General features: G+C 72.2%; 24 protein-coding genes. 12 read left to right on the forward strand and 12 right to left on the reverse strand.

All coding sequences use genetic code 11. The features are described 5' to 3' along the window. Positions 1–70: 70 nt before the first annotated feature. The 3 genes from ABEA10_RS48625 to ABEA10_RS48635 all read left to right on the forward strand — a co-directional run bounded on the left by ABEA10_RS48625 (position 71) and on the right by ABEA10_RS48635 (position 5,193). A complete protein-coding gene (locus tag ABEA10_RS48625; RefSeq protein WP_345475511.1) occupies positions 71–1,759 on the forward strand; it encodes an ABC transporter transmembrane domain-containing protein in 1,689 nt (562 codons plus the stop codon). 64 nt (positions 1,760–1,823) lie between these two features. After that, a complete protein-coding gene (locus ABEA10_RS48630) occupies positions 1,824–3,632 on the forward strand; it encodes an ABC transporter ATP-binding protein (RefSeq protein ID WP_345475512.1) in 1,809 nt (602 codons plus the stop codon). Between the two features lie 112 nt (positions 3,633–3,744). Beyond that, positions 3,745–5,193 carry an ATP-binding protein gene (locus tag ABEA10_RS48635; protein WP_345475513.1) on the forward strand — a complete coding sequence of 483 codons (1,449 nt, stop codon included), beginning with the start codon at positions 3,745–3,747 and terminating at the stop codon, positions 5,191–5,193. Between the two features lie 46 nt (positions 5,194–5,239). On the opposite strand, the gene ABEA10_RS48640 is transcribed toward ABEA10_RS48635, so the two are convergent. The 3 genes from ABEA10_RS48640 to ABEA10_RS48650 all read right to left on the reverse strand — a co-directional run bounded on the left by ABEA10_RS48640 (position 5,240) and on the right by ABEA10_RS48650 (position 8,273). Beyond that, positions 5,240–5,815, reverse strand: coding sequence for an arsenate reductase/protein-tyrosine-phosphatase family protein (locus ABEA10_RS48640; protein ID WP_345475514.1), 576 nt, complete (start codon positions 5,813–5,815; stop codon positions 5,240–5,242). A 66-nt stretch (positions 5,816–5,881) separates the two neighbouring features. Further along, positions 5,882–6,115 carry a hypothetical protein gene (locus tag ABEA10_RS48645; protein WP_345475515.1) on the reverse strand — a complete coding sequence of 78 codons (234 nt, stop codon included), beginning with the start codon at positions 6,113–6,115 and terminating at the stop codon, positions 5,882–5,884. Between the two features lie 73 nt (positions 6,116–6,188). Next, the gene (locus ABEA10_RS48650) at positions 6,189–8,273 is read right to left on the reverse strand and encodes a S9 family peptidase (RefSeq protein WP_345475516.1); all 2,085 of its coding nucleotides are present in this window, start codon (positions 8,271–8,273) and stop codon (positions 6,189–6,191) included. A gap of 117 nt (positions 8,274–8,390) precedes the next feature. Here ABEA10_RS48650 and ABEA10_RS48655 point away from each other — a divergent pair, with 117 nt between their 5' ends. From ABEA10_RS48655 to ABEA10_RS48670, 4 genes are all read left to right on the forward strand, one after another. Further along, the gene (locus ABEA10_RS48655) at positions 8,391–9,788 is read left to right on the forward strand and encodes a serine/threonine-protein kinase (RefSeq protein ID WP_345475517.1); all 1,398 of its coding nucleotides are present in this window, start codon (positions 8,391–8,393) and stop codon (positions 9,786–9,788) included. Between the two features lie 28 nt (positions 9,789–9,816). After that, positions 9,817–10,665, forward strand: a complete 849-nt coding sequence (gene mshB, locus ABEA10_RS48660; RefSeq protein WP_345475518.1) for an N-acetyl-1-D-myo-inositol-2-amino-2-deoxy-alpha-D-glucopyranoside deacetylase — start codon at positions 9,817–9,819, stop codon at positions 10,663–10,665. Positions 10,666–10,704: 39 nt separating this feature from the next. Beyond that, entirely contained in the window at positions 10,705–11,109 is a 405-nt protein-coding gene (locus ABEA10_RS48665; protein WP_345475519.1) for a DUF6113 family protein, read from the forward strand. A 71-nt stretch (positions 11,110–11,180) separates the two neighbouring features. Further along, positions 11,181–11,687 carry a flavin reductase family protein gene (locus ABEA10_RS48670; RefSeq protein ID WP_345475520.1) on the forward strand — a complete coding sequence of 169 codons (507 nt, stop codon included), beginning with the start codon at positions 11,181–11,183 and terminating at the stop codon, positions 11,685–11,687. Here the strand turns inward: ABEA10_RS48670 and ABEA10_RS48675 are convergent, their stop codons facing one another. From ABEA10_RS48675 to ddaH, 4 genes are all read right to left on the reverse strand, one after another. Beyond that, positions 11,688–13,298, reverse strand: a complete 1,611-nt coding sequence (locus tag ABEA10_RS48675; RefSeq protein ID WP_345475521.1) for a DHA2 family efflux MFS transporter permease subunit — start codon at positions 13,296–13,298, stop codon at positions 11,688–11,690. Beyond that, the gene (locus ABEA10_RS48680) at positions 13,295–13,885 is read right to left on the reverse strand and encodes a PadR family transcriptional regulator (protein ID WP_345475522.1); all 591 of its coding nucleotides are present in this window, start codon (positions 13,883–13,885) and stop codon (positions 13,295–13,297) included. Before ABEA10_RS48680 ends, ABEA10_RS48675 begins: the two co-directional genes overlap by 4 nt. A 138-nt stretch (positions 13,886–14,023) precedes the next feature. Beyond that, positions 14,024–15,217 carry an ornithine--oxo-acid transaminase gene (rocD, locus tag ABEA10_RS48685; protein ID WP_345475523.1) on the reverse strand — a complete coding sequence of 398 codons (1,194 nt, stop codon included), beginning with the start codon at positions 15,215–15,217 and terminating at the stop codon, positions 14,024–14,026. Between the two features lie 64 nt (positions 15,218–15,281). Next, on the reverse strand, positions 15,282–16,157 hold the full coding sequence (gene ddaH, locus ABEA10_RS48690) for a dimethylargininase (RefSeq protein ID WP_345475524.1): 876 nt from the start codon (positions 16,155–16,157) through the stop codon (positions 15,282–15,284). A gap of 113 nt (positions 16,158–16,270) precedes the next feature. Here ddaH and ABEA10_RS48695 point away from each other — a divergent pair, with 113 nt between their 5' ends. Both ABEA10_RS48695 and rraA read left to right on the forward strand, forming a co-directional pair. Continuing rightward, the gene (locus tag ABEA10_RS48695) at positions 16,271–16,726 is read left to right on the forward strand and encodes an Lrp/AsnC family transcriptional regulator (RefSeq protein ID WP_345475525.1); all 456 of its coding nucleotides are present in this window, start codon (positions 16,271–16,273) and stop codon (positions 16,724–16,726) included. A gap of 9 nt (positions 16,727–16,735) precedes the next feature. Further along, positions 16,736–17,215 (forward strand): ribonuclease E activity regulator RraA, encoded by a 480-nt coding sequence (gene rraA, locus ABEA10_RS48700; protein WP_345475526.1) that lies wholly within the window; start codon positions 16,736–16,738, stop codon positions 17,213–17,215. On the opposite strand, the gene ABEA10_RS48705 is transcribed toward rraA, so the two are convergent. The 5 genes from ABEA10_RS48705 to ABEA10_RS48725 form a co-directional block, all read right to left on the reverse strand. Continuing rightward, positions 17,212–18,888, reverse strand: a complete 1,677-nt coding sequence (locus ABEA10_RS48705) for a serine/threonine-protein kinase (RefSeq protein WP_345475527.1) — start codon at positions 18,886–18,888, stop codon at positions 17,212–17,214. The genes rraA and ABEA10_RS48705 overlap by 4 nt on opposite strands. Beyond that, positions 18,885–19,622 (reverse strand): hypothetical protein, encoded by a 738-nt coding sequence (locus ABEA10_RS48710; RefSeq protein ID WP_345475528.1) that lies wholly within the window; start codon positions 19,620–19,622, stop codon positions 18,885–18,887. The genes ABEA10_RS48705 and ABEA10_RS48710 overlap by 4 nt, the downstream gene beginning before the upstream one ends. Further along, positions 19,616–20,200 (reverse strand): hypothetical protein, encoded by a 585-nt coding sequence (locus tag ABEA10_RS48715; RefSeq protein WP_345475529.1) that lies wholly within the window; start codon positions 20,198–20,200, stop codon positions 19,616–19,618. Before ABEA10_RS48715 ends, ABEA10_RS48710 begins: the two co-directional genes overlap by 7 nt. A gap of 114 nt (positions 20,201–20,314) precedes the next feature. Continuing rightward, positions 20,315–20,935, reverse strand: coding sequence for a cysteine--tRNA ligase (locus ABEA10_RS48720; protein ID WP_345475530.1), 621 nt, complete (start codon positions 20,933–20,935; stop codon positions 20,315–20,317). 14 nt (positions 20,936–20,949) lie between these two features. After that, the gene (locus tag ABEA10_RS48725; protein ID WP_345475531.1) at positions 20,950–21,699 is read right to left on the reverse strand and encodes a class I SAM-dependent methyltransferase; all 750 of its coding nucleotides are present in this window, start codon (positions 21,697–21,699) and stop codon (positions 20,950–20,952) included. Positions 21,700–21,880: 181 nt separating this feature from the next. On the opposite strand from ABEA10_RS48725, the gene ABEA10_RS48730 reads away from it, so the two are divergent. The 3 genes from ABEA10_RS48730 to ABEA10_RS48740 all read left to right on the forward strand — a co-directional run bounded on the left by ABEA10_RS48730 (position 21,881) and on the right by ABEA10_RS48740 (position 24,871). Then, a complete protein-coding gene (locus tag ABEA10_RS48730; RefSeq protein ID WP_345475532.1) occupies positions 21,881–22,798 on the forward strand; it encodes a hypothetical protein in 918 nt (305 codons plus the stop codon). A gap of 91 nt (positions 22,799–22,889) precedes the next feature. Beyond that, the gene (locus ABEA10_RS48735) at positions 22,890–23,846 is read left to right on the forward strand and encodes a hypothetical protein (RefSeq protein WP_345475533.1); all 957 of its coding nucleotides are present in this window, start codon (positions 22,890–22,892) and stop codon (positions 23,844–23,846) included. A gap of 137 nt (positions 23,847–23,983) precedes the next feature. Continuing rightward, complete coding sequence (locus ABEA10_RS48740) at positions 23,984–24,871, forward strand: enoyl-CoA hydratase-related protein (protein ID WP_345475534.1); 888 nt, start codon at positions 23,984–23,986, stop codon at positions 24,869–24,871. The last annotated feature ends 56 nt before the right edge of the window (positions 24,872–24,927 follow it).

Consider the following 24,927-nt stretch of genomic DNA (forward strand, 5'->3'; position numbering starts at 1 on the left):
GGGTTCGCGGCTGATCACAGCGCATGGGTAACGTCGGGAGGTCCACTGCCTCCCGGTTCGGGGATTTCGTATGCGCTCCTTTCCCGTGCCCGATCCCGGCACGCCCGATCGCCGCTCGCCGGCGCGTTACCTGCTGTGGATCGCGCGCGTCCAGGCCGCCACGGTCGTGGGCGGGGCCGTGTGGGGCGTCGTGTGGATGGGCACCCAGGCGCTCATGCCGGCCACCATCGGCCGCGCCATCGACACGGGGGTGACGGCGAAGAACACCGACGCGCTGCTCCTGTGGTCGGGCGTGCTGCTCGCGCTCGGCGCGGTGCAGGCGGTGGCCGGGGTCATGCGTCACCGGTTCGCGGTCACCAACTGGCTCGGCGCGGCCTTCCGCACCGTCCAGGTGACGACTGGCCACGCCGCGCGACTGGGCGCGACCCTGCCCAAACGCCTGGCGACCGGTGAGGTCGTCAGCGTCGGCATCGCCGACGTCGCCCACATCGGCAACGCCATGGACATCACGGCGCGCGGCACCGGCGCGGTCGTCGCGATCGCCCTGGTCGGCGCGATCCTGCTCGTCACCTCGCTGCCGCTGGGACTCGTCGTGCTGATCGGCGTGCCGCTGATGGCCGCGGTCGTCGCGCCGATCCTGCGGCCGCTGCACCGCAGCCAGCGACACCAGCGCGACCTGCAGGGCGAGCTGGCCACCCGGTCCAGCGACATCGTCTCCGGGTTGCGCGTGCTGCGCGGCATCGGCGGTGAACAGGTGTTCGCCGGGCGCTACCGCGAGGAGTCGCAGGCGGTTCGCGCCGCCGGAGTGCGGGTCGCGCGCAGCGACTCCCTCCTGGAGGGCGCCCAGGTGCTGCTGCCCGGGCTGCTGGTCGCGCTGGTCACCTGGATGGGCGCCCGGTTCGCGCTGGCCGGCCAGATCACCATCGGCCAGCTCGTGTCCTTCTACGGCTACTCGGTGTTCCTCGTCGAGCCGATGCGGACCCTGACCGAGGCGGCCGACAAGATCACCAAGGCGCACGTCGCGGCGCGCCGGGTGGTCCGGATCCTGAACACCGAACCCGAGCTGCCGGACGAGGGCACCCGCACCGAGGCGGCCGGCGACCTGGTCGACCAGGCCTCCGGCCTCACCGTGCGGCCGGGCCGGCTGACCGCGATCGCCGCGACCGCGCCGGAGGACGCGCAGGCCATCGCCGACCGGCTCGGCCGGTTCACCGACGCCGAGGTGACCTGGGGCGGCACGCCCGTGCACGAGCTGACGCTGCCCGCGATGCGCGGGGCCGTGCTGGTCGCCGACCCCGGCGCCCGGCTGTTCTCCGGGCCGCTGCGGGAGGAGATCGGCGGACGCTCCGACCGGCACCTGAGCGAGGCCCTGCACGCGGCCAGCGCGACCGACATCGTCGAGGAGCTGCCATCGGGCCTCGATGATGAGATCGCCGAGGGCGGGCGCGAGTTCTCCGGAGGGCAGCACCAGCGCCTCAGGCTCGCCCGCGCGCTCGCCGCCGACCCCGAGGTGCTGGTCCTGGTCGAGCCGACCTCGGCGGTGGACGCCCACACCGAGGCACGCATCGCGGGGCGGCTCGCCGACCTCCGCGCCGGCCGCACCACCGTCGTGTGCACCACCAGCCCGCTCGTCCTCGACCGGGCCGACGAGGTGGCGTTCGTCGAGGCGGGCCGGGTCACCGCGACGGGCTCGCACCGCGAACTGCTCGCCACCGTCCCCCGCTACGCCGCGACCGTCACCAGAGAGGAGGAGCCATGACCGAGCGACGCGAGGGAGTCGGAAACGCGTCCCTGTGGTCACACTCTCCGACGAAGGAGGGCTCATGACCGACGACGCGCTCGCCGACGGGCCGCCGCGGATCCCGGCGCACGACCGGATCCTGCCCGTCGCGACACCGGCGCAGGTGCGCGCGTACGCCCGGCGGCTGACCGTCGCCTACCCGCGGCAGCTCGCGCTCGCGCTCGGCCTGCACGGGCTCGCCGCCGTCTCCGGCCTGGTCGCGCCGCGGCTGCTCGGCGATCTGGTCGAGGACGTGCGCCACGGCACCTCCCACTGGACGGTCGACCGGATCGCGCTCACCATCGCGGTGTTCGTCGTCGCCCAGGGCGTGCTGATGAGGTACGCCGTGTACGTCTCGGCACGGCTGGGAGAGAAGGTCCTCGCCCGGCTGCGTGAGGAGTTCGTCGACCGGGTCCTGGAGCTCCCGCTGTCGACGGTCGAGCGGGCCGGCACCGGCGACCTGATCACCCGGACGTCCCGCGACGTCGACGTGCTGTCGCGCAGCGTGCGGCACGCGGTCCCGGAGACACTGATCGCCATCGTGACCGGCGCGTTCGCGATCGGGGCGCTCGTGCTCGTCGGGCCGCTGACCGCGCTGCCGTGCCTGGTCGGCGTGCCGCTGCTGTGGGGCGGCACGAAGTGGTACCTCGCGCGGGCGCGGGACGGCTACCTGTGGGAGAACGCCGCGTGGGGCTCGGTCACCGCCGGGCTGACCGAGACGGTGGAGGGCGCTCGTACGGTCGATGCGCTGCGCCTGCAGGACCGCCGGGTCGCGCGGACGAACGCCGACATCGCCGGCGCGTGGAAGGCCGAGCGCTACACGCTGGGGCTCCGCACGGTGTGGTTCCCGATGGTCGAGGTCGGTTACGTCCTGCCCGTGGTGGCGACCCTGCTGGTCGGCGGCCTGCTCTACATCTGGGGGCTCGCCTCGCTGGCGCAGGTGACCGCGGCGACGCTGTACGTCCAGCAGCTCATCGACCCGCTCGACCGGCTGCTGTCGTGGATCGACGAGCTCCAGGTCGGCGGGGCGTCGCTGGCCCGGCTGCTCGGGGTGTCCGAGGCCCGCGCCGACCGCACGCCCACCACGGCGCGCCCCGCCGGTGAGCGCATCGTGCTGAACGACGTCCGCTACGCCTACCGCGAGGGCCATGACGTGCTGCACGGCGTGGACCTGCGGTTGCGGCCCGGGGAGCGGCTCGCCATGGTCGGCCCCAGCGGCGCGGGCAAGTCCACGCTGGGCCGGCTGATCGCCGGCATCCTGCGACCGCGCACCGGCACGCTCAAGGTCGGCGGGGTGCCGCTGGCGGACCTGCCACTGGAGGACCTGCGCGGGCACGTCGCGCTCGTCACCCAGGAGCACCACGTGTTCAAGGGCACGGTGCGCGACAACCTGCTGATGGCCCGGCCTGAGGCGTCCGCGGAGGAGGCGTCCGCGGCCCTGGCCGCGGTCGAGGCGGACTGGGTCGCCGAGCTGCCGGAGGGTCTGGACACCCAGGTCGGCACGGGCGGCCTGGCGCTGTCGCCCGCGCAGGCCCAGCAGCTCGCGCTGGCCCGGCTCGTGCTCGCCGACCCGCACACGCTGGTGCTGGACGAGGCGACCTCGCTGCTCGACCCACGGGCGGCGCGCCACCTCGAACGCACGCTGTCGGCGGTGCTGGCGGGCCGTACGGTCGTCGCGATCGCACACCGGCTGCACACCGCGCACGACGCCGACCGGGTGGCCGTGGTCGAGGACGGCCGGATCACCGAGCTCGGCGGCCACGACGAGCTCATCGCGGCGCGGGGCTCCTACGCCGCGCTGTGGGAGTCCTGGCATGGCGCGCCCGTCGAGAGCCGCAGGGAGGCACGGTGACGACCGGCCGCACCCGGACGGCATTGCGCCGCCGCCTTGGTCGTGGCCCTGCGGTCGCTATGTAGATTGGTTCTACGTAGGAGTAATCTACATAGCGGCTTAGGGGCGGCGAATGACCAGGTTCATCGGCCGGAAGGCCGAGCTGTCCGTGCTCGGCAAGAGGCTTGAGCGAGTGGCGGCTTCGGGGACCGGAGTCGCGTTGACGATCCGCGGGCGGCGGCAGGTCGGCAAGTCCCGGCTCGTGCAGGAGTTCTGTGATCTCGCGACTGTGCCCTATGTCTTCTCGGTCGCGACGAAGGGAGCTTCGCCGATCGAAGCGGTGGCCTCCTTCCTGGACGATCTGCGCGAATCGGCGCTGCCGGTGGATCCCGAGCTCGTCCCAGAACTGGACGGGGCCGACTGGCCCGCCGCCTTCCGGGTGCTGGCCTCCGTACTTCCGCCGCGGCCCTGCGTCGTCGTCCTTGACGAGTTGCCCTGGCTCGCGGAGCAGGACGGCCGGTTCGACGGGGCGTTGCAGACGGCGTGGGACCGTCTGCTGTCCACCAAACCGGTGCTGCTGTTGCTGCTCGGCAGCGACCTGCACATGATGGAACGCCTGACCGCCTACGACCGGCCGTTCTTCGGGCGAGCCGACAACCTGGTGCTCGGACCCCTGAACCCCGCCGACGTGGCGCGGGCCCTCGGGCTCGAAGCGCCCGACGCGATCGACGCACATCTGGTGTCGGGCGGTCTGCCGGGCATCGTACGGACCTGGCCGCACGGGACGCCCGCGTTGGAGTTCCTGCGCCAGGAGGCCGCCGATCCCGCTGCCGCGGTCTTCGGTGTGCCGGAGGCGGCACTGATGGCCGAGTTCCCCAATCCGGACGTGTCACGGCGTGTGCTGGAGGCGGTCGGGGCCGGCGATCGTACGCACGCCAACATCGCCGCCACCGCGGGCAGCCGCGGGGGAGCGCTGCCGTCCGGGACGCTGTCGCCGCTACTGCGCCGGTTGACGGAGGAGAAACAGGTCCTGGCCGTTGACGAGCCGCTGTCGACCAAGCCCGGCAAGCCGGCGTTGTACCGGGTCGCCGACAGCAACCTGCGGCTGTACCTGGGCGTGCTGCGCGCCGTGCACGAGCAGGCCCGGCGGGGCCGTCCGGAAGCGGGGTTCCGGCTGGTCGAACGGCGTTGGACGGCGTGGCGCGGCCGTGCCGTCGAGCCGATGATCCGCCAGTCCATCGAGCTCGCCGCCCTGTCGGAGAGGCTGCCCTGGCCGGATGTCTCGGCGGTCGGCGGCTGGTGGAACCGCCGGTTCGACCCGGAGGTCGACATGGTCGGTGCCGATCGAGCGCCGGCCGCGGGCAGGATCTTCTTCGCGGGTTCGATCAAGTGGCTCGCGAGCGGCTTCGACCGTCACGACCTGGCCGCCGCGCGCCGCGCGGTCGCGCAGATCCCCGGGTACGACCCCGCGTCGACCGGCCTGCTCATCGCCTCCCTCAGCGGCCTCGGCCCGGACGTCGATGAGCGATCGGTCGACGTCCTGTGGACTCCCCGGGACGTGATCGAATCCTGGCAGGGCTGACGCGCCGGTCCGCCGGCGTCACCTCATCGCGGCGCGGAAAGCGGGGTCACGCGAGAGGCACCAGCAGCGGGCGCAAGAGCGTGCCGACCTCGCCGAGGATGAGGGCCGCGCACGCGTGGTAGCCCTCGCTCGGCCCGCCGTACGGGTCCGGAACGTCGTCCACGCCGGGCCAGGGCAGCCGTGTACGCCGTGAGTCGGCGGTCGTCACCAGCGCGCGGGCCCGGGCGGCGGCTCCGGCTCCGGAGGGCGGCGCCTGGCCGCCGACCAGCCGGGCGAACTCCCGCAGGGTGAAGGTGCGGTCGCGCGCCTCGGGGGTGCCGGCGAGGATCGCGTCGCGGTGGCCTTCCTCCATGGTGAGCACGAGGTCGGCGGCGCCGACGATGGCGGTCGTCAGCCGCCGGCCGCGGTGATCGTCGTCCTCGATGCCCAGCGCGCGGAGCGCCGACGCCGAGCCGGGCGCGATCGGGCTGCCCTCGTGCCCGTACACCCCGGCGCTCTCGACGACGACACCGGCGGCGTCCGGCCCGCCCGCGCGCAGTGCGTGCCGGATCATCGCTTCCGCCATCGGTGACCGGCAGATGTTCGCCGTGCAGACCACGACGATCCGGAACTCCTGTGTCATGCCGGGCATCCTAGAACTCTCGACGGACGGTTCGGCCGACCCGGGGCGCCCGTGGTCCGCGGCCGCTCAGGCGGTCGAGCCGTCCGGCCGGTCCCGGCCCGGTTCGGGGGCGTCGGCGTAGCGCGCCCCGCACCCCGTGCAGGCCCACCGGTGGACCCCGACGACGCATCCGGCGAGGACCACCTCACCGGCGTCGAGAGCTCGCTGGAGCTCCGCGGACCGGCGCACCCGGCCGTACACCAGCCGCGCGACGCGATGACCGCAGTGCGGGCACGGCGGCGGCCCCTGCTCGTTCGGCACTCTGGCCCACTCCTGTCCGGAGCCCATGAGGGCGCGGTGCGGGACGGCCGGCCCGTCCCGCCCGCTTCCAGGTCTACAGCGCGTTCTTGAGGAACTCCACCTGCAAGAGCAGGAGGTTCTCCGCGACGACCTCCTGCGGCGTCATGTGGGTGACGCCCGACAGCGGCAGCACGCTGTGCGGCAGGCCCGCGGCGAGCAGCGCCGAGGAGAATCGCAGTGTGTGCGCGACCACCACGTTGTCGTCCGCCAGGCCGTGGATGATCAGCAGCGGGCGCATCGTGCGCGGGCCCTCTTCGGCCGACACCGCCGCGATCAGGCTCCCCCGCTCGTACGGCCCCGGGTCCTCGTTCGGGTCGCCGAGGTAGCGCTCGGTGTAGTGGGTGTCGTACAGGGTCCAGTCGGTGACCGGGGCGCCCGCCACCGCGGCGTGGAAGACGTCGGGGCGGTGCAGCACCGCGAGCGCGGCGAGGTACCCGCCGAACGACCAGCCGCGGATCCCCACGCGTGACAGGTCGAGCGGGAAGCGCTCGGCGGCCGCGTGCAGGGCCGTCACCTGGTCCTCCAGCACCGGCTCGACCAGGTCGCGGTGGATCGCCCGCTCCCACTGGGGCCCGCGGGCGGGGCTGCCGCGGCCGTCGGCGACCACGACGGCGAACCCCTGGTCGGCGAGCCACTGCGACTCGGTGAAGGCTCGCCGTGTGGCGAGCACCCGCTGGGCGTGCGGACCGCCGTACGGGGCCATGATCACCGGCAGCGGCTCGTCGCCGGAGTAGCCGGAGGGCAGCAGCACGGCGGTGCGCAGCTCGCGCTCTCCCGCACGGATCAGGTTGACGTTCACCTCGATCGCGGGCGTCTCGGCGTGGGAGGCGATGTGACCGAGCGTCTTGCCGGCCCGCTGGACGGTCGTCTCGACGCCGAACCCGTCGAGCCGGCCTCCGGTGATCACGGTGGTGCCGCCCCTGCGCCGGCCGCCGAACACACCGCTCCCGCTGCTCAGCCGGGTGAGGCCGCTGCCGTCGTAGACCCACACGTGGATCTCGGTGGGCTCGTCGGAGGCGGTGAACACCACGGTGTCGCCGTCCACGTTCAGCACGGACCGTACCTGCAGGCCACGTGGGGTGACCGGCTCGCCGGCGACGAGCAGCCGGCGGGTCGTGTCGTCCTCGGCGACCCAGACCAGGTCGCCGCTCGCGGTACGGGCCGGCACGCCGGGCACGATGTCGATCCAGACCGGGTCGGTGTCCTCCCGCACGAGCGTGGTCTCGCCGGTGGCCGGGTCGGCGGACAGGACCCGCATGACCTTCTGGTCGCGGGTCTGTACGACGAGCAGGATGCCGCCGGAGTCCCAGCTCGCCGCGGCGAGGTAGGGGTAGGTCTCGCGGTCCCACGCGACCGGCTGCCGGCGGCCGTCGAGGCCGAGCACGACCAGCGAGACGTCCGCGTTGGGCGTGCCCGCGGCGGGATAGGCGACCTCCACCGGCGGACGGCCGGGGTTGGCCGGGTCGGCGATGTGCCACCGCTGCACGGGGGACTCGTCGACGCGCGCCGCGAGCACGGACTCGCCGTCCGGCGACCACCAGAAGCCGCGCATGCGCTGCATCTCCTCGGCCGCGACGAACTCCGCCAGCCCGTAGGAGACCTGGTCATCCTCTGGCTCGGCGAGCACGCGGTCGGCGCCGGAGGACACGTCGATGACCCGCAGGGCGCGCCCGGAGACGTACGCGACGCGGCGGCCGGTCGGGTCGGGACGCGGGTCGAAGACGGGGGACGCGGCGTCGAGCGGCCGCACGTCCTTGTCGAGGTCGGTGACGAAGAGCCGCCCGCTCAGGGCGAAGGCGGCGATGGTCAGCTCGCGGTCGGCCGCGTAGGAGGTGATGCCGCCGGCCTGCTCGCGGGCGCGCTCCCGGCGTGCGCGCTCCTCGGCCGGCAGGTCCTCCTCGCCGGGCAGGTGGAGGACGCGCGGGTCCACGATGAGACGCTCCTCGCCGGTCGCGTCGTCGCCGACGTCGACCGTCCACAGGCACGTGACCGGATCGGTGCCGTGCCGGGAACGCAGAAAGACGACGCGGGCGCCGTCGGACGACACGAGGAAGCCGCGCGGGGCACCGAGAGTGAATCGCCGGGTTCGAGCGCTCTGTCGTGGGAAGCTGATGGTCATGCCTTCGATCCTGCCAGCCGGACACAAGCGCCGCGAAGACGGCCGTGGCCCCGGGCGAACGGCTACGGTAGTCACCCGCAGACAGTCACCCCGCAGACTTCCCCTACAGGAGCGTTGATGCCGGACGGCCGTCCACTCAAGCCGGGTGACCCGGAGCGGCTCGGCTCGTACACCATCACCGCGCGCCTGGGCGAGGGCGGCCAGGGGGTCGTCTACCTGGGCCGGTCCGCCTCGGACGAGCAGGTGGCCGTCAAACTGCTCCGCGCCGACCTCGCCCAGGACGACGTCGCGCGCACGCGGTTCCTGCGCGAGCTCGACGCGGTAAAGCGCGTGGCGCGGTTCTGCACCGCGCAGGTGCTCGACGCCGACGTCGACGGCGACCGGCCCTACATCGTCAGCGAGTACGTCCCCGGCCCGTCGCTGTACCAGCTCGTCTCCTCCGACTCCCCGCGTTCGGGCGCGGACCTGGAACGGCTGGCCATCGGCACGGTGACCGCGCTCGTCGCCATCCACCAGGCGGGCATCGTCCACCGCGACTTCAAGCCGCAGAACGTCCTCATCGCGGCCGACGGGCCACGAGTGATCGACTTCGGCATCGCGCGGGCGCTCGACGCGGCCGCCACCATGACCAACTCCGCCATCGGCACGCCCGCCTACATGGCGCCCGAGCAGCTGCTCGGCCAGGAGATCACCCCGGCCGCCGACCTGTTCTCCTGGGCCTCGACGATGGCCTACGCCGCGACCGGGCACGCGCCGTTCGGCCAGGACACCGTCATGGCGGTGATCCACCGGATCCTCAACGAGCCGCCGGACCTCGGCTCGATGGAGGAGCCGCTGCGCGGCATCGTCACCGACTGCCTCGCCAAGGATCCGGCGCAGCGCCCGCAGACCCAGGCGCTGCTGATGCGGCTGCTCGGCGAGGAGGGCCTCACCCCTTCGTCAGGGGGCTCCGGCGACGCGGAGACGGCGATCCTGGGCCAGGGCGCGGCGTTCGCCGGCACGGCGGTCGCGGACGCGATCCCGCCGACGGAGCCGACGCGGGCGGCCGGCGCCACCAGGCCCGCCACGGGCACCGGCGCGCGGGGGCCGCTCTCCCCGCGCGCGGCGGTGGCGATGGTCGCGGGCCTGCTGATCGCGGTCTGTGTGATCGCCCTGGTCGTGTGGGCGGCCTCCCGCGGCGGCGACCACCCGTCCGGCGGCGGCGGTGGGCCGACGCCCGCTCCCTCCAGCGCGCCGGTGACCTCCTCGGAGCCGGAGGTGCCGACCGGCCCGACCGGTCGTCCGACCTACAGCGGTCCGGCCCCGACGGACAGCGGCGGGCCCGAGCCCACGACCTCGCATCCGACCGCCTCCAGCGGCACCACCGAGCCCGGCGACGGCGACACGACCGACCCCGGCGACGGCGACACCGGCGAGCCGACCGGCGGCACCGGCGGCGGCGGTGACACCTCGGCGCCCGGCACCGGCGACGGCGGAGGCGGCAAGGCGACCCAGCCGGCCGCACAGACGACCTGACACGGAGCCACCGGATACCGTTTCGTCCATGGCCGAACCCCGCATCCTGCTGGTGCACGCGCACCCGGACGACGAGTCGATCGAGACCGGCGCCACGATGGCCAAGTACGCCGCCGAGGGCGCCCACGTCTGCCTCGTGACGTGCACCCGCGGCGAGGAGGGCGAGGTGATCCCCGAGGACCTGCGCCACCTGTCCGGTGACGCGCTGGGGGAGTACCGCGTGGGCGAGCTGGCCCGGGCGTGCTCCGCGCTCGGCGTCACCGACCACCGGTTCCTCGGCGGCGTCGGCCGCTGGCGCGACTCCGGGATGATGGGCGACCCGGCCAACGACGATCCCCGCTGCTTCTGGCGCGCCGACCTGGACGAGGCCACCGACGCGCTGGTCCGCATCGTCCGCGAGGTACGGCCGCAGGTCATCGTCACCTACGACGCCAACGGCTTCTACGGCCATCCCGACCACATCCAGGCCCACCGGGTGGCCTGGCGCGCCTTCGAGCGGTCCGCCGACCCCTCCTACGGCGAGGGCGAGGCGTGGGCGCCGTCGCGGTTCTACGCCACCGCGATCCCGATCTCGGCGCTGGAGGCCGAGGTGGGCCGCGGCCCGTTCGACCGGGTCGGCTCGGTGGAGGAGTTCGGCTTCGGGGTGCCCGACGACCAGGTCACGACCCGGATCCAGGCCGGGCCGCACCTTCACGCGAAGGTGGCCGCGATGCGCTGGCACGCCACTCAGATCACGGTGGCCCCGCCCTACTACGCCCTCTCCAACAACATCGGTGTCCCGCTGCTCGACGCCGAGTACTACACGCTCCTCGCCGGCGAACCCGGCATTCCCGGAGAGGACGGGCGTGAGGCCGGTCTGGTGCACCCGGTAGCCTGACCGGTCGTGGAACAGACGACGGGTCCGTACCCCCCATCCGTGCCCACGCCGGAGCCGGCCTTCGTGACCGGGCTCGCCTACGGCGTGCTCGCCGTGCTGGGCGTCGTGCTGGGAGTGGTCGAGTCGTTCCAGTTCTCCTGGGAGGTGGCCGGCGTACCGGTCGCGGCGATCGTGCTGTCGCTGGTGAACCTCGCCGTCTTCCGCGCCGCCGGCTGGGCGATGGCGAGCCGGCTCGGCGCCGTCATGCCGGCGGTGCCGTGGTTGATCGTCCTGGTGGTGCTGTCCGCCCGCCGGCCCGAGGGCGACCTCGTCGTCACCGGCACGGCCGCCGGGTACGTCTACATGTTCGGGGGCGCGGTCGCCGCCCTGATCGCGATCGTCCGGACCCGGTCGGCCCGTCCGTGGATGCTCACCGGAGCTCCGCGCCCGCCCGGCGCGCGTTAGCGACCGGCCGGTAACATCCGAGGGAGGCCCGTCGTGGGCCGCTCCGAGACCGTGTGAGGAGACGCGCGTCCATGCCGAGGTCCGCGGGAGTCGATCCCGAGGAGTACCGGCGCGTGGCCGGGCGCTTCGCCACCGGCATCACGGTGGTGACCACGGTCGTCGACGGTGTCGCCCACGCGATGACGGTGAACGCCTTCACCTCCGTGTCGCTCGATCCGGTCCTCGTGCTGTTCTGCCCCGAGAAGGCGGCGCGCTTTCACGACGCGGTCATCGCCGCCGGCGTCTGGGCGGTCTCGGTGCTGGGCGAGGAGGGCGAGGACGCCTCGCGGTGGTTCGCCACGCGCGGGCGCGAGCTCAAGGGCCAGCTCGACGGCTGGCCGTCGCACCCCGGCCCGCACACCGGCGCCCCGATCCTGCGGAGCGCCATCGCCGCGATCGAGTGCCGTACCCACGCGGTCCACGACGGCGGCGACCACAGCATCGTGGTCGGCGAGGTGCTGGGCGTCGGCCGGCCGGACGCCGGCGGCAGCCCCCTGCTGTACTACGACGGGGACTACCACCGGGTCCGTCCACGCTGATCAGGCGGGGGCCTCGACCGGCTCTGCGGGCTGCGGCTCGCCGGCGCGCACGTGGCGCCGGAGCACCAGGCACGAGGCGGCGGACACCAGCACGACCACGATGGGCAGGGCCATGGTGGGCTTCATCGCCGAGACGAAGCCGTGGTCGAACACGGCCTTGGCCACCTTGCCGATCTGCGCGGCGACCTCCTTGGGCACGCCCTGCGGCACGTTCTGCGACGCGCCGGTCTGCCCGGCCCCGACCTCCATACCGCCCGTGGCGGCGTGCTTGAAGCCCGCGAGGAACTGCGCGCGAGCCTGTACCGGCACCTGACCGGCCCGCGCGGTCGCCTCGTGCTGGAGCGAGGTGGCCAGCTGGTTCTGCAGGATCGCGCCCATCGCCGCGCTGCCGACCACCGAGCCGATCTGGCGGATCGTGTTGTAGACGCCGGAGGCGGCCCCGGCCATGCGCGGCTCGATGCCCCGCATCGCCTCGGTGGCCATCGGCGCGAACACGCACCCGACGCCGATGCCGGAGACGATGAGGCAGGGCTGGAACGCGGCCCAGCTCGTGGTCGGTTCGGCGAGGAGCACGATCCATGCCATGCCGAGGGCGTACAGGGTCAGGCCGACCATGAGGATGTACTTGCCGCCCATCCGGTCCGACAGCCGCCCGGCCACCGGGGCGATGAACATGGAGATCACCGACATCGGGGCCATGACCACGCCGGACTTCAGAGCGCTGTAGCCGAGCACCGACTGCAGGTAGATCGTCAGGGGCAGGAACATGCCGACCATGCCGACCGAGACCGCGGCGGCGACGAAGTTGAGGATCGTGTAGTTGCGGTCGCGGAACAGCCGGAAGGGCACGAGGGGCTCGTTGCCCTGCTGGGTCCGCTGCTGCAGCAGGAAGATGACCAGGAGCACGATCGACGCCGCGCCGAGTGCCCAGATCCAGGCGTTCCAGTGGTAGCGCTGGCCCTCCGTCAGCGCGAACGCCAGGCAGAACAGCGCGACCGTGGCGATGAGCACGCCGCCGAGGTCCATGCGGTGCCGGCGCTCCTGCCGCACCGAGGGGATCAGCACGAAGGACGCGAACAGCACGACGACACCGATGGGCAGATTGATGAAGAAGATCCATCGCCAGTCGAACTTGGTCACCAGGAAGCCGCCGAGCGTCGGCCCGGCGATCGTGGCCACCCCCGCGACCGCGCCCCAGATGCCGAGTGCGGCACCCCGCCGCTCCGGTGGGAAGGTCGCGATGATGATCGCCATCGTCTGCGGCATCAGCATGGCCGCGCCCAGGCCCTGCACGCAGCGGGCGGCGATCAGCTCGGCGGGGTTCTGGGAGATCCCGCAGAGCAGGCTCGCGACCGTGAAGACCGCGACGCCGAAGATGAACATGTTGCGCTGCCCCCGCACGTCACCGAGCCGTCCGGCGGTGATGAGCAGCACGGCGAGGATGAGCACGTAGGCGTTGACCACCCACAGGATCTCGTCGAGCGACGCGTTCAGTTGGTCGATCATGCTGGGCATCGCGATGTTGACGATGGTCAGGTCCAGCAGTGTCATGAAGAAGCCAAGGCTGAGCGTGAGCAGGATCGCCCACGGGTTGCCGTGCCACTTTCTCATTGTTTCTCCCCGTCTCCGCCGTTCGGCGGCCGCCAGTCGATCCGGCGGTTCTTGATGTCCTCGCTCAGGGCACGGACGAAGTCCAACTCCGCGCGCAGGCGGGAGTTCAGGAACTCCACCTCGAGGACCGATACGCGGGAATGTCCCTGCTTGATCAGGCTCTCCACGACGGTGTCATGGGCGGCCAGCTTCGCCTCCAGGTCGACGGTGCGCCGGTCGAGCAGCGTCGCGGCCTCCGCCGGGGGCAGCATCGAGACGAAGGCCAGCGCCATGCCGAAGCTCGGGTACTCCTGGACCGGGCGCATAATGAACTCCCGCAGCCGCGCACGCGCCTCGTCGCGGCCCGCCTCGGTGATCGCATAGACCGTGCGCTCCGGGCGCCGGCCCTCCCGGCTGGTCTCCACCGGTTCGATCAGTCCGTGCTCGGCGAGCCGCGCGACCGTGTGGTACAGCGACCCGTGGGCGACCTTGACGACGTGGTCGATGGCACGCTCGCGGATGCGCTGCTGCATCTCGTACGGGTGCATCTGCTCGTCGGCGAGCAGGCGGAGCACCGTGAGGCCCAAAGGCGTCAGTGGTCGGGACATGGGGTCCTCTAGTCGACTCTCAATAATCCATGTGGACTATATGCCTCTGGACAGTTCGCCGCAATCGAGTTATGAGGCCATGTATGCGTGCATGACGAAGGCCTGGACCGCCTGCGGTCCAGGCCTTGTGAACAAGCCTCAGCTCTCGGCGAGAGCCTCCGTGAGCCGATCGAGCGCCCAGTCGAGGTCGGCCTCGTCCACCACGAGCGGCGGCGCGAGCCGGAGCGTCGTCTCGTGGGTCTCCTTGGCGAGCACCCCGCGCTCCATGAGTCGCTCGCTGACCGGGCGGGCCTTGCCGTTGAGCTCGACGCCGGCCCACAGCCCGCGCCCCCGTACCTCGTGGACCAGCTCGGAGGGCAGCGCGCCGAGCCGCTCGTGCATGTGGGCGCCGAGCGTACGGGACCGCTCCTGGAACTCCCCGGTCCGCAGCATCGCGATGACCTCGCGCGCGATCGCGCAGGCGAGCGGGTTGCCGCCGAACGTCGAGCCGTGCTGGCCCGGCTTGAACACCCCGAGGATCTCCTGGTCGGCCACCACCGCGGAGATCGGCATGATGCCGCCGCCGAGCGCCTTGCCCAGGATGTAGACGTCCGGGACGACGTTCTCGTGCTCGACCGCGAACGTCGTGCCGGTACGGCCCAGGCCCGACTGGATCTCGTCGGCGAGCATCAGCGCGCCGGCCTCGGTGCAGATCTCGCGCACGGCGGTCAGGAATCCGCTCGGCGGCACGTTGACGCCCGCCTCGCCCTGGATCGGCTCGATCAGCACGCCGACCGTGTCCTCGTCCACGGCCGCGCGCAGGGTCGCCACGTCGCCGTACGGCACGGTGCGGAAGCCCGGGGTGAAGGGGCCGTAGGAGTTACGCGCGTCCGGGTCGGTGGAGAAGCTGACGATCGTGGTCGTCCGGCCGTGGAAGTTGCCCTCGAAGGTGACGATGTTCGCCTGCTCGGCCGGCACGCCCTTGACCTCGTACCCCCATTTGCGGGCGGTCTTGAGCGCGGTCTCGACGGCCTCGGCGCCACTGTTCATCGGCAGGACCATGTCCTTGCCCGCCAGTTCGGCCAGCTCGGCGACGAACGGCCCGAACTGGTCGTGGTCGAAGGCCCGGCTGACCAGCGTGACCCGCTCCAGCTGACGCCGGGCCGCCTCGACGAGGCGCGGATGGCGGTGCCCGAAGTTGACCGCGGAGTAGGCGGCGAGCATGTCGAGGTACCGTCGGCCCTCGACGTCGGTGACCCAGGCGCCTTCGGCCTCGGCGATGACGACCGGCAACGGATGGTAGTTGTGGGCGCTGTGCCGCTCCGACAACGCGCGGAGATCGTTCGTGTTCAACGGCGGCTCCTTCGTCGACTCGCGGGGTCTCCGCGAGTGTCCGTTTTTCCAGGTTAGAGGCTATTTACGGGCGGAGTTCAAGCGTGCAGCACTTGGGGCCGCCGCCCGCCTTGCGAAGCTCGGTCATCTCGACCGGGATCACCTCGTAGTCACGCTGCGTGAGTTCAACCCGAAGACGCGCGGCGTCGTGAGGGACGACCACGTGACGTCCGTCGCTGACCGCGTTGAGGCCGAAGGCGAGCGCGTCGTCCTCGGTCGCCTCGATCAGTTCGGGGAACAGCGTCTTGAGCTTGAGCAGCCCGTCGTCGTCGAAGGCCCCCGGGTAGTACGCCGCGGTGAACGAGTCGATCACGCACAGCGCGGTGTCGAGGTGGTAGAAGCGCGGATCGACGAGGGCCACGCTGACCACGGGGAGCCCGAACGCGTCGTGGAGTTCGTTGTGCGCCCGCGGATCGGTACGGAAGCCGTGCCCGGCCACGATCGCGCGGTAGGCGTAGACGTAGTCCCCCTCGCCCTCGTTGACGTGCACCGCGGGGGTGAACCGCGGGTAGCCGTGGCTCTCGAACCACCGCCGGTGGGCCTCCGCCTCCCCGTCGCGCTCGGGATGGCGGAACCGCGCGCCCATCACCATGCCGCCCACCACCATGGCGCCGTTCGCGGCGAAGACCATGTCGGGCAGGTGCTCGACCGGTTCGAGCAGGTGGACGGTATGGCCGAGCGAGACGTACGTCGCGCGCAGCCGTTCCCACTCGGCCATGGCACGGTCCCGGTCGACCGGCGTGGACGGGTCCATCCACGGGTTGATGGCGTACTCGACGGCGAAGTGCTCCGGCGGGCACATCAGGTAGGTCCGCGCCGGCCGGCCGGACGGACCCGAGGGGCGCCCGGTCGTCTCCGGCGCGAAGCCCGTGGTGGCACGGGCAAAGGCCTGCATCGTCATTGGGTCTCCTGGCAATGCTGGATGCCCTTGGTGTTCATGAGGCATCACGTGCAGCGTAAAGTCGCGCTGGAGCGCAGACCAATAACGAAATCAGACGCGAGAGGGGCGGATCATTGCGTCTTGACGACCTGGATCGGCGAATCGTTGCGTGCCTGTTGGAGAACGCCCGCCTGTCGTTCGCCCAGATCGGCGCCCGGATCGGCCTGTCCGCCCCGGCGGTCAAGCGGCGCGTGGACCGGATGCGCCACGACGGCGTGATCACCGGTTACGCGGCGGTCGTGGATCCGGCGGCGCTGGGCTGGACGACGGAGGCGTTCGTGGAGCTGTTCTGCGCGGGCCGCACGTCACCGGCGGAGATCTACGCGAGCATCCGGCGGCATCCGGAGGTCGTCGCGGCGTACACGGTGACGGGCGAGGCCAACGCCCTGGTGCATCTGCGGGCGCACGACATCCAGGGGCTGGAGGAGGCCCTCGAACGGCTGCGCAACGAACCGAACATCGTGCAGACGAAGACGTCGATCGTCCTCTCCCGCCTCCTCGGACGGCCGACCGGCGGCCCGGACGCGTAGTCTGCGGGCGTGGACTTCGCGACCGCTGATCTCATCGACGAGTTCGAGTCCGAGCTGACGGGCTGTTCGACGCAGTTCCGTTCGTACGGGGGGCGGTCCCGCTTCGCCGGCCCGATCGAGACGGTCCGCTGCCTGGAGGACAACGCCCTGGTCAAGCGGGTGCTGGCGACCCCGGGCGAGGGCCGCGTCCTGGTGGTGGACGGCGGCGGCTCTCTACGGCGCGCCCTGATGGGTGACATGATCGCCGCCTCGGCGGTCGCCCAGGGCTGGGCGGGCGTAGTGATCAATGGCGCGGTCCGCGACGTACGGGCCCTGGCCGGGCTGGACCTGGGCGTCAAGGCGCTCGGCTCGAACCCGTGCAAGAGCCGCAAGGAGGGCAAGGGCGAGACGGGCGTCACGGTGTCCTTCGGTGACGCCGCCTTCCACCCGGGCGCGTGGCTCTACAGCGACGAGGACGGGATCGTCCTCGCCTCCCGCGCCCTCCTCTAGAGGATCGTGACCCTCGGCAGCGTTCCCTGGGCCCGAGCGCCCGCCGCATCCGGGGTGACGTGCCGGTTCTCGCCGTTCACGCTCGTGTCGATCCCGGTGATCCGCGGTGGCCCCATCGGGGAGAACAGATAGTCACCCGGCCGCAGGCGGCCGTCTTTCGGCACGGTGAGGGTGAAGGTCGCCGTCAGATGCCCGACGAGCGCGCAGTGGCTCGCGTCGTAGTGGCTGTCGTGCGCGAGATCCTTCTGCAGCCCCACGTTCACGTCGACGCTCCGTCCGGTCGGCAGCCGCTTCTCGGGCCGGTCCGGGTAGAAGGAGACATAGGCGTTGTTCCCCCGCTGGTTCCCCGGGATCACGAGATAGCTGAAGCTGCGGATGCGGGCGCGCCGCGCCCGCGCGATCATCTGGTCGTAGCAGCGTGGCGCCGTCGCCCGCTTGTCCGGAGGACCGGGGCTCACGGTGGTGATCCGCTCGGTCACGCGGACCGGCAGCCCCGGCCGGACGCGTGCGGGTGAGATCGTGAAGCCGTAGTCGAGGACGGGGCCGTCCGCCGTCGTGGCATCCGGATAGGGCAGGAACGCACCCGGCCGGGTCACGGTCATGTGGACCGAGCCGGACGACGCGCCGCCGACCTGCGGTGTGGGCCAGACCAGGTAGATCGTTGACGCGGCGACAGCCGTCGCCACCAGCCCGCCGCCGACCTTGATTCCGGTGGCCTTTCCGAACAGGCCCTTCGCTCCGGCCTTCCCGGCGAGCTCGGCGGCGCCGTGCGCGAGGCCGGTGATGCCCGAGGTCACCCCGAGCACGGCGGCCGGGAAGGCGGCGGCGAGGGCGGCCGTGGCCGCGCCGAGCGCGACCCAGCCGCGGCGCTCCCAGTCCGGGCCGTACGCGTCGGTGGCGATCCGCTCCAGCAGGTCGACGAACCGCCGCGCGTCCGGCGGGCGGTGGCCGGGGTCCTTGGCCATGCCATGGGCAAGGAGCGGGCGCAGCCGCTCGGGCACGGCCTGCGCCGGGATCGGCGCGGCCTCGTGCAGGCGCCGGAGCGTGGTGGTGTCCCCCGAGGCGTACGGCGGGACGCCGGTGACGCACTCGAAGAAGACACACGTGGCCGAGTACACGTCCGTCGCGGGAGTGGCCGGAGCGCGATTCCACTGCTCGGGGGCCATGTACGCGGGAGTCCCGGCGAACGTGCGCTCTCCCGCCAGCACGGCGACGCCGAAGTCGATGAGCTTGCTGTTCCCGTCGGCGGTGACCAGGACGTTCGCGGGTTTGTAGTCGCGGTGGACCACGTTGACGGCGTGCGCGGCCGCCAGCCCCAGCAGCGAGCCCTTGAGAACGGTGAGCGCCGCCTCGGGGGACAGCGGACCGGGGTTCCGGCTCAGCACGTCGCGCAGGGCGACGCCGTCGACGGCCTCCAGGACGATCGCCGCGCCCCGGGACGTCTCGACGTAGTCATGAAGCCGGGCCACGTGCGGATCCGCCACCCGGGCGAGCATGTTGACCTCGTCACGGAACATCGCCCGATGCCGCGCGTGCTCCAGGAGCTCGGGCGCCAGATACTTGATCGCCACGATCTCGCCCGTGGCGATGCGACGGGCCAGCACGACCCGGCCCTGGGCGCCGGCGCCCAGCTGGTGGAGCTCTTCGAACCCGGTCAGCCGCCAGCGGCTCATCCGGGGCGGGACTCGGTCTGCACCTCACCGACCGCCAGGGTGTCGTTGGTCGTCATCGAGGTGGTGCGATCCGGGAAGTAGCCGCGCTCGGCGTCGCAGTCGCCCTGGCAGGTCCAGTAGATGTTCCAGGTCACGGTGACGGAGATGGCGTACTTCCCGTTCGGCTGGCCGGCGGAGGAGCGCTGGTAGGTGTACCCGCACGCGGTCCCGGTGCGGCTGCCCGCGGTCGTACAGGTGACGCTGCTCTCGCCCATGTTCCAGGTGATGTCCTTGGGGTCGGCGACCGCCGTCACCGTCGTCCCGAAGAGGGGGGCCGACGCCTCCTCGTGGGCGAAGTCACCGGGATCGACCCACAGGCCGGTCTTGAGCTGGACGTAGGTCTTGCCCGCCGGTGACGTGTGGACATGCGGCGCGGGCAGGATGAGCCGGGCACGCGCGTCGTAGGCCACGTCGATCGTGGGTACCCGCTGAACGGCCGCCGGCGCGTTGCCCGCGCCGAGCGCGTTGCAGTTCACCGCTCCCGGGCAGGGGAGCGGCGCGGCTTTGCCGCCGTTGCCCCCTCTTCCACCGCCGCCGCTACGCCTGCTGGGCTGACCGGAGTAGTGCCGCGTCCCGGTCACGTGTACGCACAGGTCGCCGCAGGTGGAGGCGCCTGCCGGCGTGGGCGCCATGCCGAACGTGACCGTCGCGCCGGCGATGAGGATCGCGATGGCCGAGAATCGCCTGATCAGCATTTTTCGCCCTCCGTCGCTTCGGAGATCTTCCAGACGTCGTCGGAGTAACGCATGACCGCCTGATACTGGACCGTGCCGCCGCGCCACGAGGTCAGGCGCCTGCCGGTCTTCGCCGAGTACTTGTAGGAACCAAGAGTGCGTACGCAGTCGAGGATCACCACGGTCGACAGATCGCTCGAACTGCCCTGCACCCGCGGATTCAGAATGTTGTGGAAACGCCAGATCAGCCCTTGGGCCCGAACGGCGCCGATGTCCTGGGTGACCTTGGACAGCAGGGGGTCCATGGCGACCGCGGAGAGCCCGCCGGCGTCATTGGTCTCATACGCCCGTTCGTAGGCGAGTTGGTAGGCGCGGTACGCGGCGAGTGCGGACTGCGGGGTCTTGGGAGCGGGGGCCCCCGCTCCCGGAGCGTCGTCGCCGGCGGTCGCACCACCCGTGGCGCCGGATGAGGATGCCGCCGAGGCACCGTCGCCGGGGGCTTGACCGTTCGGATGGAAGCCGCCGGTCTGCGCGCGGCTTCCGCAGGCCGCCAGCAGACCCATCAGGACGAGGGGGCCGACGCTCTTACGGAATCGCATGGTCAAATTCTCGCTGGCATCAGGGCAAAAATTACCTGTTGAGCTTACTGAGACCGTAGAGGTAAGAAAAGACCTTTGGCGGATCCGGGTAAACGGTCTTGACCTATTCCCGGGTTACAGTCGTCCGACGAGGGCGACCAGGTCAAGCCCGAGGATCATGTCAAGCTTGATCACTGTTTCGAACTTCGCGCCCGGGGGCACGGAGTCGTCTTCCGTCAGCCGGAAAAGTGTCGGAAAGATCGCCGGAGTGTCGAGATCGTCGTCCAGAGCGGCGACCGCCTCGCGGACGTACTCTCGGCTCAGCGGCCGTCCGGGCGACTCCGCCCAGCCCGCGACCCGGCGCCGCCACGAGGTGAGCGAGGCGTCCGCCTCCTCCAGGTCTCGCCTGGTCAGGTCCACGTCGGTCCGGTAGTGCCGCAGCAGGAGCGCCAGCCGGACGGCCAGCGGGTCCAAGCCGTCCGCGGAGGCGAGCGAGCAGCGCCCGACGGTCGGTCCGATGTGCACGTCGGCCGCGCCGGAGGTGAGCTCGGCGGGCCGTACGCCCAGGTCCGCGGCGCCGGGGACGTCGTCCCAGACGCCGATCGCGCGGAGCCGGTGATGGTCGGCGACGCGCCGGATCAGGTCACCGACCAGCAGCGCCCGCAGCCCGCCGGTGCACGCCACCCGTACGACACCGGGGCGGGCCGTCGTGATCTCCTCGGCGTTCCCCGTCTCTCCGTCGTACAGCCGCAGCACACCACGACCTTAGTTCAACTCACGGCGGCGAAGCGGAGCCGTACGTAGTCGGCCATCCAGCCCGACTCGCGGCGGAGCGCCGGCGCGGCGAGCTCGTTCACGCGGTCCAGCACCGGCCCGGCGACCTCGGGAGGCAGCTCCGCGATCAGCTCGGGGGCGTAGAGCCGCACCCAGTCGGCCGCCCCGTCCGGGCATTCGGCGAGGCGCGTCGGGCGGTCGAAGTACTCCATGAGCCGTACGGTGAAGCCGGCCTCCTCCAGGCGGGCGGCGTACTGGCCGGGAGTGGGGAAGTACCAGGGCAGCTCGGGCTCGGGGAGGCCGAAGACGCGCCAGGCGGTCTGTACGGCGGTGATCAGCGCCGCGCAGTTGCCCGCGCCGCCCATCTCCGCGACGAACCGCCCGCCGGGCCGCAGCGCCGCCCGGACCCGCGAGATCACCGCGGACGGGTCACGCGTCATCCAGTGGAGGGCGGAGTTGGACACGACGGCGTCGTACTGGTCGCCGGTGGTGAAGTCGTGCGCGTCGCCGACCGCGAACGACAGGTTCGGGTGCTCCGAACGCGCCGTGTTGACCATCTCGACCGACCCGTCGATGCCCAGGACCTCGGCGCCGCGGGCGGCGATCTCGACGGTCATCGTGCCGGTGCCGCAGCCGAGATCGATGACCCGCTCGTCGGGCTTGGGGTCGAGCAGGTCGATCAGCGGCGCGCCGTGGGCGGACACGTAGCCGAACGCTGTGTCGTACGTCGCCACGCCCCATCGCATGGGCGAAACATATCGGACATAGAGGTCAGGTGCCGGAACGTCTCGCATCGTGGATCGCCGACAGTGATCCGGGTCACGTGAGCGCGTCCGTACGAAGTTATCCACAGCCCGCGCACACGCCTTCCGGCCCGGTCACGGTCACGCCAGGCTGTCTCGCAGACCGACTGCACGGGAGGCCCCAGTGATCGACCTCGATATTCCCGAGACGGTCGCGACGCCGTTCGTCGTGGCCACCGACCAGCCGCCGCACGACCCGGTGACGGCCGCACGCGCCCGGGTGCGCCAGCCGTTGGCCGCCGATCTGCTCGGCACGCCCCTGGTCCAGATCTCCACGCTGCCGGCCGGAGCCTCCGGCTACGCGGAGCTCATGGAGGGTGCGGCGTGGGCGCGCCCGGCCGACCGCCCGTTACTGCACAAGTTCACGCATCACGTGGTGGTCATGGGCCACATCCCGCCGGTCTCCCAGCCCGGCCACGGTCAGGCCACGCGGGCCATCGCGCGCGCCGTGGCCGAGGCGTGCGGGGGCGTCATCTACGACGCCTGGTCCCATCAGGTGCTGTCGCACGACTTCCGCCACGGTGCGGAGCACCCGGAGTTCTGCCTGGCCGACGATTGGCTGGCGACGTTCATCACCGGAGGCGGGCACGACGACGGCCTCGGCGCCCGCGACGGCGGCCTGAGCCTGGCGACCGCGGGCCTGCACCGCTTCGCCCTGCCGGAGCTGGAGGCGCGAGCGGTCCCGCTGAGCAACGTCTTCGCCGCCGTGACGCTGCTGCGGTGTCTGTCCGTCGTGCTCCTGTCGGAGCACTGGGACTGGCTGGCCTGCAACCCGGGCGCCCGCACCCGCCGCCTGGCGCGCCGAGCCCGCGTCGAGAGCCGTGACGTCTGGCGCTACTGGGCCGCCGCGCCCAGGCCCACGGCGGACGGCCGCGTCCAGGTCCAGCTGGACGAGAGCGGCGAGATCGGCCCCAAGACGCTCCCCTACCTGTCCGTCGGGCCACCGGACGACTTCGCCTCTCCGGCCTCCGAATGGTGGAACGACGTGGTCGACCTGGCCATGCCGTACGTCCCCCAGGCTCCCCGCCGGACGGCCGCCTGACCGGCGGCCCCCGTGTCCCTCGGGCGGTGCGGGCCGGCGCCCTCGCGGCGACGGTCGCGCCGGCCTCGACCAGAAGACGAAGGAGACAGCAGTGCCCCAGCTCGTGCTTTCCGTTCCGGAGACGGTGACGTCGCACTACGTGGTCGCGACGAGCCGAGTGCTCGACGACCCGGGCACGGTCGTGCCGTGGCGTGTGCCCGAGCCGTTTCGCGCCGCTGCCGCCGAGGCGCTGAGATCACCCCGGCTCGGCGTCTTCACCATCGGCGCGGACGAGGCGACGTGGCGCCTGGACGACCTCCTGGCCTCCGACGACGACCGCCGGAGAGTCCGGGAGTCGACGCATCAGGTCCTGGTCGTCCACCGGGTCGCGACCGTCGACCAGCCCTACGGCGAGCAGACCGCGCGCGCGGTGGCCCGGGCGATCGCCGACGCCACCGACGGTGTCCTCATCGATCCTCAGGCCCGTCAGGTCGTCCTCCGCGACGGCCTCGCCCGGACGGAGCGCGGCTGGTTCCGGATGGGCGATCAGTGGTTCGGCACGCGTTACGACGTCGACGAGACCTCGGCCCGTTCCGCGCACCAGGACGACCTCGACGGTGCGGAGTCCTGCTCCTGCCTGCGGATCACGCTGCTCGGCCTGCGGCGGTTCGGCCTGCCGGACCTGGTGATCGACGACATCGCCTGCGCGCACGACCTGCCGGCCCTCAGCCTGCTGCGCTCCCTGGCGTGCCGGCTGCTCACCGACCAGTGGCGGTGGGCCCGCCTGCACCCCGGAAAGCCCACCCGTCCGCTCGACGACCATCCCGAGATCGATCCGGAGGACTTCTGGACGTTCTGGGGTGCCACGCCGTTCGTCGACGGCCGCCCGATCACGGCCCGCCTGGTCCCCGTCTCGCGCGGCACCCTCAAGGTCATGCCGCCGGAGGACTATCCGGGCACCCGCGCGGTCTGGAGCCGAGAGGTGCTCGTCCCGGCCATGCCTCCGCTGGTGGGCTGTCCCGCCGATGAGGACGCCCCATGGCCGCACCCCGCGCAGAACAAGGCGTGAACCACCTCTCCCGATGCGGGGGCGGTCCGCTCATGCCACGCTTGCGTATCGGCTTCTAGAATCCGGTTCACCATCGCCTTGGCCGCCGGCGCCGGCCGGTGTGGTGGGCGCGATCACGTCACGAGCAGGGAGCAGCAGTGTCGTACACCGAGATCGAGTACTCCGTCGCCGACCGGGTCGCCACGATCACTCTCGACCGGCCGGAACGGCTCAACGCGTTCACCTACGTGATGCGAGGCGAGTTGATCGACGCGTTCGACCGGGCCGACGCCGATGACGACGTTCGGGCGGTCGTGGTCACCGGGCGCGGGCGCGCCTTCTGCGCCGGTGCCGACCTCGAGCGCGGCGCGGGCACGTTCGACCACGACGCGGTCAGGGACGTTCCCGGTGAGCGTGAGGTGTTCGCGGACGGCGTCCCGCGGGACGGGGGCGGCACGGTCGCCCTGCGCATCGCGCGGTCGCTCAAGCCGGTCATCGCGGCGATCAACGGCCCGGCCGTGGGCGTCGGCGTCACGATGACGCTGCCGATGGACGTCAGGCTCGCGGCCGACGGCGCCCGGTTCGGCTTCGTCTTCGCCCGGCGCGGCATCGTCACCGAGGCCGCGTCGAGCTGGTTCCTGCCCCGGCTCGTCGGCATCGCCCAGGCCATGGAATGGTCGGTGACCGGCCGCGTCTTCGACGCCGACGAGGCGCTGCGGGGCCGCCTCGTCTCCCGGCTCTACCCCGCCGAGGGCCTCCTCGACGCCGCCTACGAACTGGCCGGAGAGATCGCCGCCAACACGTCGGCCGTCGCGGTCGCCGCCGTGCGCCGCCTGATGTGGTCCGGGCTCGGCGCTTCCTCCCCCTGGGACGCCCACCGCGCCGACTCGCTGCTGATGCGCGCGTTCGGCGCGGCGCCCGACGCCGCCGAGGGTGTCACCGCGTTCCTGGAGAAGCGCCCGGCCGAGTTCCCCATGAGGGTCGGCCGGGATCTGCCCGCCGACGTTCCCATCTGGCCGGGTCCCGACCCGACCGGGGTGGCTTGAGCGATCCTCTGGCGAGCGGTGGTATCCCAGGAGATGGGAAGGCGCCGCGGCCGGGT

The organism is Actinoallomurus oryzae (assembly GCF_039541955.1).
GTDB classification, from domain to species: Bacteria; Actinomycetota; Actinomycetes; order Streptosporangiales; family Streptosporangiaceae; genus Actinoallomurus; species Actinoallomurus oryzae.